The following is a 16,852-nucleotide window of genomic DNA, read 5'->3' as shown; positions in this document are numbered from 1 at the left end:
GTACTACGCTGAGCACGTGTTCACCACCGAGGGTCCCAGCGTGCGCGAGCTGGCCGTGCAGGCCCTGTCCTCCGTCGAGCGGGGCTACGACCTGCTGGCGCCCACCTTCGACCACACGCCCTTCCGCACCCCGGACCGGATGCTCGACGCCGTCGAGGAGACGCTCGCCCGGTGCGGGGGCAGGGGTTCCTTCGGCGCCGGACTGGACCTGTGCTGCGGCACGGGGGCCGGGACCGGGATGCTGCGGCGGCTGTGCCGGGAGCGGGTGACCGGGGTCGATCTGAGCGCCGGCATGCTGGCCCGGGCCCGCGCGGCCCATCCGGGGGACGGGGGCCCGCTCGCGCCCGAGTTCGTACGGGCCGACGTCCGGGAGCTGCCCGCGGGCTTCGCGGACTCCTACGACCTGGCGGTCAGCTTCGGCGCCTTCGGCCACTTCCTGCCCGCCGAGCGGCCCGCCCTCTTCGCCTCCGTGCACGGCGCGCTGCGCCCCGGCGGGCTCTTCGCCTTCCCGATCGGGGCGCCGTTCCCCCTCGCCTCGGCGGCCTGGTGGGCCACCGCCGGTTTCGACGCGGTGATGCGGGTGCGCAACGCGGTGTGGCGGCCGCCGTTCGTCATGTACTACCGGACCTTCCCGCTGAGCGGGGTCCGGACCGACCTCGCGGCGGCGGGCTTCACGGTGGAGACGGCGCCGCTGGAGCACTTCGGGCGCCGCCCGCGCGACGGCAGCCCGAACTGGCGGCTCGTGCTGGCCCGCAAGGACCGTACGGCGGCGGCCGAAGGCCAGTAAGGACCGTATGGCGGCAGGGCGTTGCGGCCCGGTCAGGCCCGCGCCCGCAGCTGCGTCTTCAGCACCTTGCCGCTCGCGTTGCGCGGCAGCTCCGCCACGAACTCCACCGAGCGCGGCACCTTGTAGTTCGCCATCTCCCGGCGCGACCAGGCGATCAGGTCGTCGGCGGTCAGCGTCGAACCGGGGCGGCGCACCGCGTACGCGCGGCCCACCTCGCCGAGCCGCGGATCCGGTACGCCGATCACCGCGACGTCTGCGATGTCCGGGTGCAGGCCGAGGAGTTGCTCTATCTCGGCGGGATAGGCGTTGAAGCCGCCCACGATGAACATGTCCTTGATCCGGTCGGTGATCCGCAGGTTGCCGTCCGCGTCCCGCACCCCGACGTCACCGGTGCGCAGCCAGCCCTCGGGGGTGATCGCCCGCGCGGTTTCCGCCGGGTCCTCGAAGTACCCGCGCATGACGTGGTGGCCGCGCACCCACACCTCGCCCGCCTCCCCGGCCGCCCGCGCACGCCCCTCCGGGTCGGCGATCATCACCTCGGTCCCGGGGATGGGCCGCCCCGAGGTGGCCGCGATGCTCTCGGCCGGGTCGCCGCGCCGGCACATGGTGACGATGCCACTGGCCTCGGAGAGTCCGTACGCCGTCAGGACCGTCCCGATCCGCAGCTCACCGCGCAGCCGCTCCACGAGCCGCAGCGGGACGACGGCGGCGCCGGTCACGACCAGGCGCAGCGCCGAGAGGTCGTGGTGGTCGCGGGCCGGGTGGTCGAGGATCGACTGGTGCAGGGTGGGCGGGCCGGGCAGGACCGAGATCCGCTCGGCGGCGACGTTGGCGAGGACCGTGTCCACGTTGAAGACGGGCTGCGGCACCATCACGGCCCCGCGCATCAGGCAGGCGATGATGCCCGCCTTGTACCCGAAGGTGTGGAAGAAGGGGTTCACGATCAGGTAGCGGTCGCCCTCGCGCAGCCCGGCCAGTTCGCTCCACACCAGGTAGCAGCGCAGGGTCTGGGCGTGCGTGATGACCGCGCCCTTGGGGCTGCCGGTGGTGCCGGAGGTGAAGATGATGTCGGAGGGGGCGTCGGGGCGTATCGAGTCGGCGCGCGCCCGGACGGCGGCGGCGGTGACGCCGTCGCCGCCCGCGAGGAAGTCCTTCCAGGTCCGGAAGGACTCCGGGGCGTCCTCCGCCAGGACGACGACGTGCTCCAGGTGGGGCAGGCCGGGCAGCGGCCCGCGGCCGGGGCCGTCGGCCGCGGCGCGGCGCAGGGAGGCGACGTAGGAGGTGCCGAGGAAGGTGCCGGTGACGAAGAGCATCCGGGCGCGGCTGCGCTCCAGGACGTACGCCGCTTCCGCGCCCTTGAAACGGGTGTTCAGCGGGACGAGCACCGCGCCGGCCGAGACCGCGCCGAGCGCGGAGACGATCCACTCCAGGGTGTTGGGGGCCCAGACCGCGACCCGGTCGCCCGGCTCCAGGCCGGCGGCGATGCAGGCGGCCGCGGCGCGTTCGACGCGCTCGCCGAGCTGCGCGTAGCCGATCCGGACGCGGCCGTCGACGACGGCCTCGCGGTCGCCGAACCGGGCGGCGGCGTCCCGGACCAGCGCCGCGATGGTCCCCCAGCGCAGGTCACCGCGGCCGTCCTCGGCGGCCACGAGCGCGGCGGCCTCCTCGCGCCCGGCCACGGCAGGCTCCTCGCCCGCCTCCCACCCCGCGCCGCGCGCCCGCCCGGCCCCGCGCAGGTGCTCTTCCGCCGCTTCCTCGCCCATCGCACGCCCCTCACCCGCGAACCGACAGCTCCCGTAGCTGACTGTTCGTCAGATTAGCTGTACCCTTCGCGGCTGTCAGTACTGGCGCACCCGGAGGTGGCGATGGCGGCAACGCTCAAGGACGCGACGGCGATAGTCGGCATCGGGCAGACCGCCTTCGCCAAACAACTCCCGCAGACCGAAAAGGAGTTGGCCTGCCGCGCCATTCTCGCGGCACTCGCGGACGCGGGGATAGCCCCCTCCGAGGTCGACGCCTTCGCCTCCTACACGATGGAGGAGACCGACGAGGTCGAGGTCGCCAAGGCCATCGGCGCCGGCGACCTGACCTTCTTCTCCAAGGTCGGCTTCGGCGGCGGCGGTTCCTGCGCCACCGTCGGCCACCTCGCCGCCGCCGTCGCCACCGGCCAGGCGAGCGTCGGCGTCGCCTGGCGCTCGCGCAAGCGCGGCTCCGGCCCGCGGCCCTGGAAGAACACCGCCGTCCAGCTGCCCACCCCCGGCCAGTGGACCCGCCCCTTCGGCCTGCTGCGCCCGGCCGACGAGATCGGCATGCTGGCCCGCCGCTACATGCACGAGTACGGCGCCACCCGCGACCACCTCTTCAACGTGGCCCTGGCCTGCCGCAACCGCGCCAACCAGAACCCCGCCGCGATGATGTACGAGCGCCCGATGACCCGCGAGAGCTACATGACGGCGCGGATGATCAGCGAACCGCTGTGCCTCTTCGACAACTGCCTCGAAACCGACGGGGCATTGGCCTGCGTGATCGTCTCGGCCGAGCGCGCCCGGGACTGCCGGCAGAAGCCCGTGTACGTCCATTCCGTGGCCCAGGGCCTGCCCGCGCAGCACCACGGGATGGTCAACTACTGGAACGACGACCCGCTGACCGGCCCCGCCTGGACCGCCGCCCGGCACCTGTGGAAGCAGGCCGACTTCGGACCCCAGGACGTGGACGTCGCCCAGATCTACGACGCCTTCACCCCCCTCATCCCGCTCTCCCTGGAGGGCTACGGCTTCTGCGGGCGTGGCGAGGGCGCCGCCTACACGGAGGGCGGGGCCCTGGAGATCGGCGGCCGCCTGCCCATCAACACCGGGGGCGGCGGGCTCAGCGAGGCCTACGTCCACGGCTTCAACCTGATCAACGAAGGCGTCAAGCAGCTGCGCGGGATCTCCACCGCCCAGGTGCCGGACGCCGCGACCTGCCTGGTGACGGCGGGCGAGGGAGTCCCGACGTCCGCGATCCTGCTGAGGAGCTGACCGCCCCATGACCACCACCGCCTCCGCGGCCGCGTCCGCACCGCTGCCCTCCGCCACCGCGACCGCACCCTCCTCCGCCCCCGCGGAGGGGCTGCTGCTGCCCGTCCCCGACGAGGACGGCGCGCCGTTCTGGGAGTACGCCGCCCGGGGCGAGCTGCGCGTCCAGGCCTGCGCCGCACCCGGCTGCGGCAAGCTCCGCTTCCCGCCCCGCCCCTGCTGCCCGCACTGCCAGTCCTTCGAGAGCGAGTGGCGGCTGATGAGCGGCCGGGGGCGCGTGTGGTCGTACGTCCGCCCGCACCCGCCGCTGCTGCCCGCCTACGCCGCGCAGGCCCCGTACAACGTGATCCTGGTCGAACTGGCCGACGCCCCGCACATCCGGCTCGCCGGGAACCTGGTCACGGCCCCCGACGCCCCGCTGGACTCCCTCGATCCGGCGCGGTTGCGGATCGGGGCGCGCGTGCACGTGGCGTTCACGGAGCAGGACGGTGTGAGCGTGCCCCGCTGGCTGCTGGAGAAGTCGTGAGCCTGCGCGTGGACCGGGACGGGGCGGCCGGGGTCGCCGTCGTCACCCTCGACCGGCCGGAGCGGCACAACGCGGTCGACCTGGAGACGGCAGCCGAACTGGGCGCGCTGTGGCGGGAGTTCCGGTTCGACGAGGGTGTGCGGGCGGTGGTGGTGACCGGGGCCGGGTCCGCCGCCTTCTGTACGGGGATCGACCGCTCGGCGCAGGTCCCGCAGCCCGCGTCGCCGTACTCGATCGACGACCCGATGACCGCGATCGGGCCCAAGGCCAACGACCTGTGGAAGCCGGTGATCGCCGCCGTCAACGGCATGGCGTGCGGGGGCGCCTTCTACCTGCTGGGCGAGGCGGAGTTCATCATCTCCTCGACCACCGCGACGTACTTCGACCCGCACACCAGCTACGGCATGGTCAGCGCGTACGAGGCGATCTACATGGCGCAGCGGATGCCCTTCGGGGAGGTCGCCCGGATGTCGCTGATGGGCACGTCCGAACGGCTCTCCGCGCGCCGGGCCCACGAGATCGGCCTGGTCTCGGAGCTGGCGGAGCCCGCGGAGCTGATGGCGGCGGCGGAGCGGGCCGCGCGGACCCTGGCCGGCTTCCCGACGGAGGCCGTGCAGGGGACCGTACGGGCGTTGTGGGCGGCCAAGGAGGGGGCGCGGGCCCAGGCCCTGGCCCAGGCGCCGCACCTGATCGCGCTCGGCAACCTGCCGCCGGAGCGGCAGGCGGCCCTGTTCGCGGCCCGCCGCCCGGGAGCGGACTTCCGCGTCCGCTAGGGCACGTGCGGCCGGCGCTACGAGATGGGGCCGACCCGGCAGCTGCGGACCTTCGCCGCGTCGCCCGGGCTGTTCATCTGCACGCTGACGGTCTTGGTCTCGCGGGGCGCGAGCGTGACGCGGACGGAGCCGTAGTCCTCGCCCGCGACGCCCGCGGCCAGGCTGACGACCGGCACGTTGACCGTACGGGTCGTGTCGACGTCGGAGGTCACCCGGACGGTGGCGACGGCCGACGAGGGGCCCGCGCAGCTGACGATCACGGCGTGGGCGGGCGGTCCGGACCGGGTGGGCGAGGGGCTGGGCGTCCGGGTACTGCTGGACCCGGAGCCGCCACTGCCGCTGGTACCACCGGAGGTGCTGGTCCGGTGGGTGGACTTGGAGCTGGAGCAGCCGTGCCCGCCGCTGCTGCTCTTGTGCTTCCCGGTCGAAAACCCGGTCAGCGCGAACACCACGGCGACCAGGACGGCCCCGAACCTCAGACGACGTGCCAGCACGGCCCGCTCCCTCCCCTGGACGACGGCGCGCCACGGTACCAGGCCCCTCCCCCGGCTGCCGGACCCCGCATGCGGCGGGCCCGCACCCGACGTAGCGTCGGGGACCACAGCGCACTCCCCCGTTTCCGGAGGGCCGGGCCTTGATCCGCAACGCAATCGGTTCCCTGTTGGGTCTCATCGGAGCGGCCTCGGCCCTCTGGAGCCCCTTCCGCGCGTGGTACGACGGCCGGCACGGCCGCGACTACCGCCTCAGTGACCTCTTCTCCGGCGCGGGCATCGACCCCACCGGCAAGTCCGGGGTCATGACCTCGATCCTGCTGCCGTTCCTCGTCGCCGCCCTGCTCACCCTGGTCGCGATCGTGCTCCGCTCGCGCGTGGTGATGGCCGTCGCGGGGGTTGTCGTGATCGGCTTCACGGTCCTGTGGATGGTCCGCCAGGGCCAGGCGGTGGGCAGCCTCTCGGTCGGCGGCGACGGCACGGGCCTCGGCCAGGGCGTGGCGAACGCCTTCGCGGGCGGCGCCCTCATGATCCTGGCCGCGGCCCTCATGCGCGGCCGCCCCCGCCACCGCCCGGCCCCCCTGCCCCCGCACCAGCCGGACCGCTACGAAGATCCCGGCGACCCGTACCAGTAGCCCCCGGCGCCGCCCGATCGGCGAGAATGCCGACCGTGCCGAAACTGACGACCCCCGCCGAGGTGGACACCTGGTTCCGCCGGCACGGCTGGTATCCGGGCCGGGACATCGGACCCCAGGTCCAGGACCTCGTCGCTCAGGCGATCGCCGCATACCGCGAGGAGGGCGTCAACCTGTGCCCCCTCCCGACGGCCACCGCGTTCCTCGCGGAGCACGGATCGCTCCGCCTGGTCATCAGTCGGCGGAGAGGCGACTCGGTCGTCTTCGAACCCGCGAAGACGTGGCACGGAGAGCCCGCGGAGGTGTCGGAACTGGCGGAAACCCTCGGCGTCGCGCTGTTCCCCATCGGATATGACACGTCCGAAGGGTCCTGCCTCCTCATGGACGAACGAGGACGGTTCTTCTACGTGCACGAGACCGGCAACCGGTACATGGGCGCCCACAAGCACGCGGCTTTCATCAGCCTCGGGAACGCCCCCATGCCCGACGCCGAGGACGGGGCATGAGGCCCCCCGCACCGCCGGACGTGGTGGAGGCGTGGCTGCGCGGCCACGGATGGGATCCGGACCGGCACGACAGCGCCGAGGCCGACCGGCTCATCGGCCTCCGCGTCCGGGATTCCGCGCGGCAGGGGTTCCCGCTGCTGCCCTGGGAGGCGGTGCGGGAGTTCGTGAGCCGGTACACGGGTCCGGCGTTCCGGCTCCCCCTGGCACCCGAACGCGCTTTCGTCGCGGACCCCACTCTCGGTTATGAGGGGGACGCCGAGGACATCACCGGTCTGGCGGGCGAAGTGGGGCGCAAACTGTTTCCCGTCGGCTACGAGTACGGCGAGGCGGGGATCGTCCTCATGGACGACCTGGGCCGGTTCTTCTACCTCCACCACACCGGACCGTACGTCCTCGGCGAACACACGGGGAAGTTACTTCGCCGGCGCCGACGCCCACGAGGCCATCGGCCGCCTGCTGGGCGGGGCGCTGGAGGACGCGGACGGCTACTTCGCCTGACGGGAGCCGGGCGGGCGCCACGGCGTCGGCCCCGCCCCCTCGGGGGGCGGGGCCGGCGTGCCTGGGGGTTCGGGGCCCCGGGGGACTACTTCTCGACGACGCCCGACGCGGCGATCTCGATCTTGGCCTTGGTGGCGCCGGACTGGGAGCCCAGGGACTCGATCTTCTGGACCAGGTCCGAGCCCTCGACGACCTCGCCGAAGACGACGTGCTTGCCGTCCAGCCACGGGGTGACGACCGTCGTGATGAAGAACTGCGAGCCGTTGGTGTTGCGGCCGGCGTTCGCCATCGACAGCAGGAACGGGCGGTCGTGCTTCAGGTCGAAGTTCTCGTCGGCGAACTTCTCGCCGTAGATGCTCTTGCCGCCGGTGCCGTCACCGCGGGTGAAGTCACCGCCCTGGAGCATGAACTGGGGGATGACGCGGTGGAAGCCGGAGCCCGCGTAGCCGAAGCCGTGGACGCCCGTGGCCAGCTCGCGGAAGTTCGTGGCGGTCTTCGGGACGACCTCGTCGAAGAGGTTGAAGACGATGCGGCCGGCGGCCTCGCCGTTGATGTTGATGTCGAAGTAAACGTTGCTCATGGGGTCCATCCTGTCACTCCCGGTGCGCCGCGCGACCCGGCGGGGCCGCAGTCCGTCACCCGCGCGCCGCGCGGGCGCCACCCGTGCAGGTCAGGCGCCCGTGCGCGTACCGGTCCCCTTCGCCGCGTCCAGGGCGTACACGCAGCGGTCCTTGCTGCACGCGTAGACCACGCCCGCCTCCGCCACCGGCGAGCCGGTGATCTCCCCGCCCGTCGCCAGTTTCCAGCGCAACTGGCCGCCCGCCGCGTCCAGGGTGTAGAGGCAGTGGTCCGCCGACCCGAAGTGCACGCGGCCGTCGGCGACCGCCGGGGAACCGGTGATCTCGCCGCCCGCCGCGAAGCGCCACTTGGGGGTGCCGGTGACCGCGTCCAGGGTGTAGAGCGCGCTGCCCGCGCCCAGGTGGACGTTGCCGTGGGCGACGATCACCGGGTCCGGGGACTGGCGGGGCTCGGTGGCGATCCGCCAGCGGTCCTTGCCGGTGGTGGCGTCCAGCGCGTACACGGTGCCCAGGTAGTCCACCAGGTACACGCCGCCGCCGGTCACCGCCGGTCCCGGCGCGAAGGCGGGCGGGGCCGTGAACACCGCGGGGGCCTCGAAGTGCCAGTGGACCCGGCCCGAGGCCCGGTCCACCGACAGCACCCGGGAGCCGGCCGCGACGTAGACGTTGCCGTCGGCGGCCGGAGTGACGCGGACGGGAACGTTCCCGCAGGACGCCGCGTCGCCCACGGGGTACGTCCAGGCCTCCCGGCCGGTACGGGCGTCCAGCGCGCGCAGCCGCGCGTCCTGCCAGACGTACACCGTGCCGTCGTGCAGCGCGGGCGCGGCCTCCGGGGTCTCGAAGTCGGTCTGGGCGCCGGTCAGCTCCCACAGCTTCCGGCCGTTGGCGGCCTCCCAGGCCTGGACGCCGCCCCCGCGCGTCGCGGTGATCACGGTGCCCCGGTCGGCGCGCAGCGCGTACACCCAGGAGTCGGTGGCCAGGCGCCAGCGCTCCGAGCCCTCGGCGGCGTCCAGCGCGTAGAGCGAGGGGCCGTCGGAGGCGTGGATGCGGCCGTCCGAGACGGCCATGGACCAGGCGACGTCCCGGGTCTTGAACTGGCGGCGGCCGCTCGCCACGTCCAGGGCGTGCACCTCGAAGGAGGTGACGTACAGCAGGTCGCCCGCGACGGTGGGCGTGCCCCAGACCTCGTTGGACATGCGGAAGCGCCACGGCCGCCAGCGGCCGCCGTCCGGACCCGGGCCCGGACGCGGCACCCCGGCGGTGTCCGGCAGCCCGCCGGAGGCCCCCCGCGACGGCGGTACGGACGCGGCGGCCGAGGACCCGCCGGGCGGCCGGACCCACCCCGTCGCCGAGTCCGCGCCGGCCACGGAGGACAGGCCCGAGGGAGCCGCCAGGGCCGCCACGGACACCCGCGGCCCGGGCCCGATCGGCACGGGCGAGCCGCCGAGCCGCACCGGCTCGCCCGGCAGCGGAGCCATCGGCGGATGCTGCGGCCGCGGCGGCGGGGCCTGGCCGGTCCGCGGGTCGGCCCAGGGGTCCGACCCGCGCGGCGGGGTGGGCCGCCGCTGGTGCGTACCGGCGCTGCGGGCCGCCCCGTCGCGGCCGCCCGCACCGGGCCCGTGACCGGCACCCGCACCGGCTGCCGCGCCGGCGCGCGCCGCGGCACCGGAGCCGGGCGTACGGTGCCCCACGGCCCGCCGGGTCTCGATCATCGCCACGGCCCGCGTGGGCAGCCAGGCCGAGGCGGTACCGCTGTCGTCGCCGACCTCGCCCACCGCGAAGAGGTGGGGGGCCAGCTGCGCCTGGAGGTCGGCCGGGGTCGGCCGGTTCAGGGCGTCCATCTGCATGCAGGAGTCGATCAGCGGCCGCAGCTCGTCCGGCAGCCCCTCCAGGTTCGGGCCCTCGCGCAGCAGCATGAAGACCGTCTCGACCGGATTGGCCCCGTGGTAGGGCGGGTGCCCGGTGGCGGCGAAGACCAGGGTGGAACCGAGCGAGAAGACGTCGCTGGCCCCCTTGACGCTCCGCGAGTCCTTCGCCTGCTCGGGCGACATGTAGGCGGGGGTGCCGACGGCGACGTTCGTCATGGTCAGACGGGTGTTGGAGACCCCGCTGGCGATGCCGAAGTCGATCACGCGCGGCCCGTCCTCGACCACCAGCACGTTCGACGGCTTCAGGTCGCGGTGGACCAGGCCCGCCCCGTGGATGGACTGGAGCGCCTCGGCGATCCCGGCGGCGAGCCACCGTACGGCCTGGGCGGGCATCGGCCCGCACTCGTTGACGATCTCCTCCAGCGAGGGCGCCGGGACGTACGCGGTCGCCAGCCACGGCACGGCGGCGCGCGGGTCGGCGTCGACCACGGCGGCGGTGTAGAAGCCGGACACGGCGCGCGCGGCCTCGACCTCGCGGGTGAAGCGCACCCGGAAGAGCTGGTCCTCGGCGAGTTCGGTGCGCACCGTCTTGATCGCGACCCTGCGTCCGGACGCCGACCGTGCGAGATAGACCAGCCCCATGCCGCCGGCGCCGAGCCGTCCCAGCACCTCGAAGGGGCCGATCCGTCTCGGGTCGTGCTGCGTCAGCTGCTCCACCACTCGCCTCACACCTCCCCGTACGGACCTCCGACGGCCCGTTTCCGCCGGCGTCCCCGCCGGCCCCGTGCAGCGTCTCACTCCCGGACACCGCCCGGGGGTCGCGCAGTCCCGATTCTGTCAGGCCCGCGCCGGGTCCGGGCCCTGGCTCCGCCGAGGCTCCGGCACCGGCTGCGTCACACCGGGCCCCGCGTGCGGCGACGCGCGCCGCCCGGTCCGCCCCGATCGGGCCCGGATCCGGCGGCACTGTGGTCCCGCGTCAGTCCCGGGGCTCGGAAAGGAGGGCGAAGACGGCACCCTGGTCGTCGACGACGACCGCGACCCGGCCGTACGGCGTATCGAAGGGATCCGCCGTGATCCGGCCACCCAGACGGCGTACGGTCAGGGCCGCCTCGTCGCAGTCCGGGACCGCGAAGTACACCAGGAAGTGCGCGGGCATGGCCTCCGGGAAGGCGTCGGTGATCAGGCTGCGCCCGATGACCGCGGTGGCCGGGCCGGGGGCGGTGCCGGGCGGGGACCACGTGCGGTAGTCGGTGCCCGCGTCGTCCTGGTCCTGGGCGACGTACCCGAAGACGTCCGCGTAGAAGACGTCGACGGCGTCCCTGGCCCGCGTGTACAGCTCGGTCCAGCAGTACGAGTACGGCTCCTGCTGGACCTCGAAGCCGTCGTGGGTGCCCGGCTGCCAGAGCCCGAAGACGGCGCCGCCGGGGTCGGCGGCCATCGCGGCCGTGCCGTACGGGCCCACGGGCACCGGGTTGGTCACCAGCTGGCCGCCCGCCGCGCGGATCCGGGCGGCGGCGGCATAGACGTCGGCGGTGTGCAGGTAGACGCCCCAGACGGTGGGCATGCGGCCGTCGGGCTTGGGGGCGAGGGCGGCGACGTTGCGGCCCCGGTGGTAGGCCTGCGTGTAGTGGCCGTAGGTGGCGCCCGCGCTGTTCCCGAAGGTCCAGCCGAAGAGCTCCCCGTAGAAGCGCTTGCCCGCCTCGACGTCCGGAAGGGAGGCGTCCACCCAGCAGGGCGTGCCCTCCGAGAATGCGGCCATGGGCCCTCTTCCTTCCGTTTTCCTACGGTGCCGTACGGTCTCGTACCATCCCGCCCCCGATGTGATGCATGAGAGTCATGCCGCACATGAGAGTCATGGGCCGCATGCGGCCCATGAGGCAGTCTGCCCTCCCGGCCATGATCTCCCCCTCGGCTTGTCCACACCCTGTTGACAAGACTATTCGGGGGACGCCGTCCGGGCAGGTGTCCGGCGGCCGGGGCCCGATGGCCCAGGCGCGGGACCGCCTTGCCGGGCTTGCGGCGCGGGGGCGGCCGGATCTCGCCCCCCGGGCGCGGTACCCGCAGGCCAGGCACCCCGTAACCCCATTTGCAGGCGGCCGAATCGCGCGCAGATCACCCCTCGGTAAGCTGACGGCATGACAGGACAAGTACGCACCGTCGACGGCCGCGTGGCCGGTCGGCGCGGCCAGGCGACGCGGCAGAAGCTGCTCGACTGCCTCAGCGAGATGCTCAGCTCCTCGCCGTACCGCGACGTCAAGGTCATCGACGTCGCCCGCAAGGCCGGTACCTCCCCCGCGACCTTCTACCAGTACTTCCCGGACGTGGAAGGTGCCGTCCTGGAGATCGCCGAGGAAATGGCCACCGAGGGCGCGCAGTTGACCGCGCTCGTCGAGGGCCGTGCCTGGGTCGGCAAGGCCGGCTGGGCCGCCGCGGAGGAACTCGTCGAGGGATTCCTGGACTTCTGGCGGCGCAACGACGCGATCCTGCGGGTCGTCGACCTCGGCGCGGCCGAGGGCGACAAGCGCTTCTACAAGATCCGCATGAAGATCCTCAACTCGGTCACCAACTCCCTCACCGAATCGATGAAGGAACTCCAGGCGAAGGGCAAGGTCGACAAGGACGTCAGCCCTGCCGCGATGGCCGGTTCCCTGGTCGCGATGCTCGCCGCGGTGGCCTCGCACCAGAAGGGGTTCCAGACCTGGGGCGTGAAGCAGGCCGAGCTGAAGCCGAACCTGGCGCTGCTCGTCCACCTCGGCATCACCGGCAAGAAGCCCACCCGGTAACGGCGGACCCCCCGGGGTCCGCCGCCCCGGCGGTCATCGCACCGCCGCCCGTCCCGCAGGCCCCGCGCCCGCCCGGCAACTCCCCTCACCCTCCAGTTCGTTGCTCCGCCCGCTCCGGCCCGATCAGCGCCGCTCCAGCCGGAACAGCCGGATCTCGCGCTCGATGCGCGCCTGGTACGCCGCGTACGGCGGCCAGAACTCCAGCGCCGCCCGCCACGCCGCCGCGCGCTCCTCGCCCTGGAGCAACCGGGCCCGTACGGCGATGTCCCGGCCCTTCCAGCTCACCTCGGCGTCGGGGTGCCTGATCAGGTTGCCCGTCCAGGCCGGATGGCCGGGGCGGCCGAAGTTCGACCCGATCAGGACCCAGCTCACCCCGTCCTGCTCCGGCATGCACGCGAGTGGCGTGGTGCGCGGCTCACCCGTCTTGGCGCCCTTCGCCGTGAGGATCACGCCGGGCAGCATCTGCGCGCTGAGGATCACCTTGCCGCGCGTCAGCCGGTGCACCGCCTTGTCCAGGGCGGGGATGACGTGCGGCGCGATCTTGGCGAACAGGAGCGTCGAGGAAACCTTCTGCATCAGCCGGACGCCGGGAGCCGGGGCCATCAGACGGCCACCCTTTCGCTGTCGTCGTGCGCGGCGGTCCCGCCGCGCGCGGTGAAGAGGCCCGCCCGCTCGGCGGCGTGTGCGCGCAGCCGGTGGACGGGGCCGAAGAGCAGTTCGTCGGCCGCCGCGCGCTTGAAGTACAGGTGCGCGTCGTGCTCCCAGGTGAAGCCGGTCCCGCCGTGCAGCTGGATGGCCTCCCCTGCGGTAACGCGCAGCGCCTCCAGGGCCTGGGCGAGTGCGAGCGCGCCCTGTTCCGGGTCCCAGGCGGCGTAGTAGGCGGCCGAGCGCGCGGCCTGCACCCGGACGTACAGGTCGGCCAGCCGGTGCTTGACCGCCTGGAACGATCCGAGCGCCCGGCCGAACTGCTCGCGCGTGCACACGTGGTCCACGGTCCGGGCGAGCGCCTGTCCGGCCGCGCCGACCGCCTCGGCGGCGAGGACGGCGGCCGCGCCGCGTCCGGCGGCGGCCAGCGCCTGCGCGGGGTCCGCGTCCGCGCGTTCGCCGAGCAACTCCGCTGGGGTGTCCCGCAGTTGGACGCGGGCCTGCGGCCGGGTCTCGTCGAGGGCCGGCTGCCGGGAGCGTACGAGCCCGGGCGCGTCCGACCGTACGAGGAACAGCAGCGCCCGGCTGCGGGCGAAGCCCCCCGCATGGGCGGCGACCAGCAGCACGTCCGCGCTGTGACCGTCCAGGACCTGGGCGGCCTCCCCGTACAGCCGCCAGCCCGCCTCACCCTCGGGGCGGCGGGCCTGCACCCCTCCGGCCCGGCCGCCGCCCGCCCACTCACCGGCGGTGTTGTCGCCGGTGAGACCGAGCGCGGTGGACAGCGCGGCGCCGGGGACGGTGAGGGCCGCGGTGAGCGTTCCGGCGGCGAAACCGGGCAGCAGCGCGGAGCGCTGGGCCGGGCTGCCCAGCGCGGTGACCAGCGGCGCGGCGAGCACGACGGTGGCCAGCAGCGGCGAGGGCAGCAGCGCCCGCCCGGTCTCCTCGCAGGCCAGGGCCAGGTCGGCGGGGGCGCAGCCGACGCCCCCGTACTCCTCGGGGAGGGCGATCCCCGGCAGCCCGAGCTCCTGGGCGAGCTGCCGCCACAGGTCCGGGTCGTATCCGGCGTCGGTGCGGACGGCAGCCTTGACCTCGTCCGGACCACAGCGTTTGCCCAGGATTTCGCGCAGGGTGCGGCGTATCTCTTCCTGCTCCGCGGTGAAGGCGGCGTCCATCGTCGGGCTCCTCCCCAGATCTGACGGGCCGTCATGTTAGGCCGGGGGGCGGCAGATGCACAGAGGGGCGACCGCCGCGTCACCCACTAGAAACTGATGGCCCGTCAGTTGTACCGTCACCCCATGCCTGGACCCCTGCCCGGCCCCACGCCCGGACCCGCCTCCCGCGCGACGCACCCCCGCCCCCGCCGCCGGGTCGCGGTCGCGGGCGTCGCCCTCTCGGACTGCGGACGGGTGGACGGCCCCACCCCGTACGCCCTGCACGCCCAGGCCGCGCGCCGCGCGCTGGCCGACTCCGGCCTGGACCGCGCGGTGATCGACGGCTTCGCCTCCGCCGGCCTCGGCACCCTCGCGCCGGTCGAGGTCGCGGAGTACCTCGGCCTGCGCCCCGCCTGGGTGGACTCCACCTCGGTCGGCGGCGCCACCTGGGAGGTCATGGCGGCCCACGCCGCCGACGCCATCGCCGCGGGCCACGCCAACGCCGTGCTCCTGGTCTACGGGTCCACCGCCCGCGCCGACATCAAGGCGCGGCGGCGCACCTCCAACCTGTCCTTCGGCGCGCGCGGGCCGCTGCAGTTCGAGGTGCCGTACGGGCACACGCTGGTCGCCAAGTACGCGATGTCGGCCCGGCGCCACATGCACGAGTACGGGACCACCCTCGAACAGCTGGCCCAGGTGGCCGTCCAGGCCCGCGCCAACGCCGCGACCAACCCGGACGCGATGTTCCGCGACCCCGTCACCGTCGAGGAGGTCCTCTCCGGCGACATGATCGCGGACCCCTTCACGAAGCTGCACTGCTGCATCCGCTCGGACGGCGGCTGCGCGGTGCTGCTGGTCGCGGAGGACCTCGTACCCGACACGGCGAAGGCGCCGGTGTGGGTCCTCGGCACCGGGACGGCCGTCTCGCACACGACGATGTCCGAGTGGGACGACTTCACCGTCTCCCCGGCGGCCGTCTCGGGGCGCCTGGCCTTCGAGCGGGCGGGGGTGACCCCGGCGGACGTCGACGTCGCCGAGATCTACGACGCCTTCACCTACATGACCCTGGTCACCCTGGAGGACCTCGGCTTCTGCGCGAAGGGCGAGGGGGGCGCCTTCGCGGAGAAGGGCCGCCTGCTGCGGGACGGCGACCTCCCGGTCAACACCGACGGCGGCGGCCTGTCCGCCTGCCATCCGGGGATGCGGGGCCTCTTCCTCCTGGTGGAGGCGGTCCGCCAGCTGCGCGGCGAGGCGGGGGCGGGCCAGGTCCGCAAACGGGGCGAGCGCCTCCCGGAAATCGCCCTCGCCTCGGGCACGGGCGGCTGGTTCTGCTCCTCGGGCACGGTCATCCTGTCCCGCTGACGGGGGGCGCCGCGCCACCCGGGCCCGCCGGAACGCGCCCTCAACCGCCGGGCGGGCCGGATCCGCCCTCGGCCGGCCCTGCCATACCCCAGCGGGCTTCGCCCCCGGTCGGCCCTGCCATACCCAGCCCCGCCGGCGTTTGAGGCGCCCCCGGAGGGCCGACGACCTGCGGCGCCCCATCGCCTCCGGCGGGCCCTCAAGCGCCGGGCGGGCTGGGTTTGCCGGGGAGGCCGGGTTTGCTCAGGCAGGCCGGCTTCGCCCGGGCAGCGTGGAATGGCCGGCCAGCGCGAAAGGGCACGGCTACCGCCGACCCGCACCCCACCCCAGCCCCGCCGGCGTTTGAGGCGCCCCCGGAGGGACCGGCCGCCCGCCCCGCCCCGGTCGGCCTCCGGCGGGCCCTCAAACGCCGGGCGGGCTGGGTTTGCCGGGGAGGCCGGGTTTGCCCGGGCAAGGCCACAACGCCCGCGGGGCACCCGCAGAGGCCCACCCCGGTGGTTCCATGGGCCGCGTGACCACCGATGACACCGCCGCAGACACCTTCCGTACGACCCTCCGCTCCCTCCGCGTGTGGGACACGGACGACCTCCCCGCCTTCGACCCGGAAACGGCCCCCGCCACTCCCCTCCCCCTCTTCCACACCTGGTTCACGCACGCCGCCCAGGCCGGCCAGCCGGAACCGCACACCATGACCCTGGCCACCGTCGACCCCGACGGCCGCCCCGACGCCCGCACCGTGATGCTGCACGGCGCCGACGCCGCCGGCTGGCACTTCGCCTCGCACTCCACCAGCGCCAAGGGCCGCCAGCTCGCGGCCCACCCCGAGGCCGCGCTCGGGTTCTACTGGCCCGCCGTCGCCCGCCAGGTCCGCGTCCGCGGCCGGGTCAGCACGGCGGGCGCCGCCGAGAGCCGCGCGGACCTCTCCGTACGCTCGCGCGGAGCGCTCGCCGCCGCCCTCACCGGCCACCAGAGCGAGGTGCTCGGCTCCCTGGACGAACTGGCCCGCGCCTCCGCCGACGCATGGGCGCTGGCCGCCGCCGAGCCCGACGCCCCCGCGCCCACCTGGACCCGGTACGTGCTGGACGCCGACGAGGTCGAGTTCTTCCAGGGCGACGCCCAGCGCCGCCACGTCCGGCTGCGCTACCGCCGCACACCCGACGGCACCTGGACCCGCGAGCTGCTCTGGCCCTGACCCACCGCTGGACAGTGGACAGGTGTCCATTTACTCTGGACACCTG

Annotated in this window: 16 protein-coding genes and 1 pseudogene; 10 read left to right on the top strand and 7 right to left on the bottom strand. The window is 74.3% G+C overall.

Features of this window, described 5'->3' with window-relative positions; all coding sequences use genetic code 11:
- Positions 1 to 16: 16 nt before the first annotated feature.
- Positions 17 to 787 (top strand): class I SAM-dependent methyltransferase, encoded by a 771-nt coding sequence (locus tag ABZY31_RS18415; RefSeq protein ID WP_356411417.1) that lies wholly within the window; start codon positions 17 to 19, stop codon positions 785 to 787.
- Between the two features lie 32 nt (positions 788 to 819).
- On the opposite strand, the gene ABZY31_RS18410 is transcribed toward ABZY31_RS18415, so the two are convergent.
- Positions 820 to 2,550 (bottom strand): FadD3 family acyl-CoA ligase, encoded by a 1,731-nt coding sequence (locus ABZY31_RS18410; protein ID WP_356411414.1) that lies wholly within the window; start codon positions 2,548 to 2,550, stop codon positions 820 to 822.
- A gap of 102 nt (positions 2,551 to 2,652) precedes the next feature.
- On the opposite strand from ABZY31_RS18410, the gene ABZY31_RS18405 reads away from it, so the two are divergent.
- From ABZY31_RS18405 to ABZY31_RS18395, 3 genes are all read left to right on the top strand, one after another.
- Positions 2,653 to 3,804, top strand: a complete 1,152-nt coding sequence (locus tag ABZY31_RS18405) for a lipid-transfer protein (protein WP_356411411.1) — start codon at positions 2,653 to 2,655, stop codon at positions 3,802 to 3,804.
- A 91-nt stretch (positions 3,805 to 3,895) separates the two neighbouring features.
- Positions 3,896 to 4,327: an OB-fold domain-containing protein gene (locus tag ABZY31_RS18400; protein WP_356411514.1), complete on the top strand. Its 432-nt coding sequence runs from the start codon at positions 3,896 to 3,898 to the stop codon at positions 4,325 to 4,327.
- Entirely contained in the window at positions 4,324 to 5,100 is a 777-nt protein-coding gene (locus tag ABZY31_RS18395; protein ID WP_356411408.1) for an enoyl-CoA hydratase/isomerase family protein, read from the top strand. The genes ABZY31_RS18400 and ABZY31_RS18395 overlap by 4 nt, the downstream gene beginning before the upstream one ends.
- Positions 5,101 to 5,117: 17 nt before the next feature.
- On the opposite strand, the gene ABZY31_RS18390 is transcribed toward ABZY31_RS18395, so the two are convergent.
- The gene (locus ABZY31_RS18390) at positions 5,118 to 5,594 is read right to left on the bottom strand and encodes a hypothetical protein (protein WP_356411405.1); all 477 of its coding nucleotides are present in this window, start codon (positions 5,592 to 5,594) and stop codon (positions 5,118 to 5,120) included.
- Between the two features lie 140 nt (positions 5,595 to 5,734).
- Between ABZY31_RS18390 and ABZY31_RS18385 the strand changes: the two genes are divergently transcribed.
- From ABZY31_RS18385 to ABZY31_RS18375, 3 genes and pseudogenes are all read left to right on the top strand, one after another.
- Positions 5,735 to 6,226: a hypothetical protein gene (locus ABZY31_RS18385; protein WP_356411402.1), complete on the top strand. Its 492-nt coding sequence runs from the start codon at positions 5,735 to 5,737 to the stop codon at positions 6,224 to 6,226.
- Between the two features lie 35 nt (positions 6,227 to 6,261).
- Positions 6,262 to 6,732 (top strand): SUKH-3 domain-containing protein, encoded by a 471-nt coding sequence (locus ABZY31_RS18380; protein WP_356411400.1) that lies wholly within the window; start codon positions 6,262 to 6,264, stop codon positions 6,730 to 6,732.
- Positions 6,729 to 7,127 (top strand): annotated as a pseudogene (locus ABZY31_RS18375) (SUKH-3 domain-containing protein); the annotation flags it as partial. The gene ABZY31_RS18380 and the pseudogene ABZY31_RS18375, both read left to right, overlap by 4 nt.
- A gap of 188 nt (positions 7,128 to 7,315) precedes the next feature.
- Here the strand turns inward: ABZY31_RS18375 and ABZY31_RS18370 are convergent.
- The 3 genes from ABZY31_RS18370 to ABZY31_RS18360 form a co-directional block, all read right to left on the bottom strand.
- Complete coding sequence (locus ABZY31_RS18370) at positions 7,316 to 7,810, bottom strand: peptidylprolyl isomerase (RefSeq protein ID WP_356411397.1); 495 nt, start codon at positions 7,808 to 7,810, stop codon at positions 7,316 to 7,318.
- Positions 7,811 to 7,900: 90 nt separating this feature from the next.
- A complete protein-coding gene (locus ABZY31_RS18365; protein WP_356411511.1) occupies positions 7,901 to 10,393 on the bottom strand; it encodes a serine/threonine-protein kinase in 2,493 nt (830 codons plus the stop codon).
- A 259-nt stretch (positions 10,394 to 10,652) separates the two neighbouring features.
- On the bottom strand, positions 10,653 to 11,435 hold the full coding sequence (locus ABZY31_RS18360) for a VOC family protein (protein WP_356411394.1): 783 nt from the start codon (positions 11,433 to 11,435) through the stop codon (positions 10,653 to 10,655).
- A gap of 376 nt (positions 11,436 to 11,811) precedes the next feature.
- Here ABZY31_RS18360 and ABZY31_RS18355 point away from each other — a divergent pair, with 376 nt between their 5' ends.
- Positions 11,812 to 12,459, top strand: coding sequence for a TetR family transcriptional regulator (locus ABZY31_RS18355; RefSeq protein ID WP_356411391.1), 648 nt, complete (start codon positions 11,812 to 11,814; stop codon positions 12,457 to 12,459).
- A 123-nt stretch (positions 12,460 to 12,582) separates the two neighbouring features.
- Here the strand turns inward: ABZY31_RS18355 and ABZY31_RS18350 are convergent, their stop codons facing one another.
- Both ABZY31_RS18350 and ABZY31_RS18345 read right to left on the bottom strand, forming a co-directional pair.
- Complete coding sequence (locus ABZY31_RS18350; protein ID WP_356411388.1) at positions 12,583 to 13,062, bottom strand: nitroreductase family deazaflavin-dependent oxidoreductase; 480 nt, start codon at positions 13,060 to 13,062, stop codon at positions 12,583 to 12,585.
- Complete coding sequence (locus ABZY31_RS18345) at positions 13,062 to 14,276, bottom strand: acyl-CoA dehydrogenase family protein (protein WP_356411385.1); 1,215 nt, start codon at positions 14,274 to 14,276, stop codon at positions 13,062 to 13,064. Before ABZY31_RS18345 ends, ABZY31_RS18350 begins: the two co-directional genes overlap by 1 nt.
- Before the next feature lie 123 nt (positions 14,277 to 14,399).
- Here ABZY31_RS18345 and ABZY31_RS18340 point away from each other — a divergent pair, with 123 nt between their 5' ends.
- Both ABZY31_RS18340 and ABZY31_RS18335 read left to right on the top strand, forming a co-directional pair.
- Positions 14,400 to 15,617, top strand: a complete 1,218-nt coding sequence (locus tag ABZY31_RS18340; protein WP_356411382.1) for an acetyl-CoA acetyltransferase — start codon at positions 14,400 to 14,402, stop codon at positions 15,615 to 15,617.
- Between the two features lie 508 nt (positions 15,618 to 16,125).
- Positions 16,126 to 16,806 carry a pyridoxal 5'-phosphate synthase gene (locus tag ABZY31_RS18335; protein ID WP_356411379.1) on the top strand — a complete coding sequence of 227 codons (681 nt, stop codon included), beginning with the start codon at positions 16,126 to 16,128 and terminating at the stop codon, positions 16,804 to 16,806.
- Positions 16,807 to 16,852 lie beyond the last annotated feature (46 nt).

Source organism: Streptomyces sp. NPDC006529, from assembly GCF_040611795.1.
GTDB lineage: Bacteria > Actinomycetota > Actinomycetes > Streptomycetales > Streptomycetaceae > Streptomyces.
This window is presented reverse-complemented; position numbering and strand designations above follow the sequence as displayed.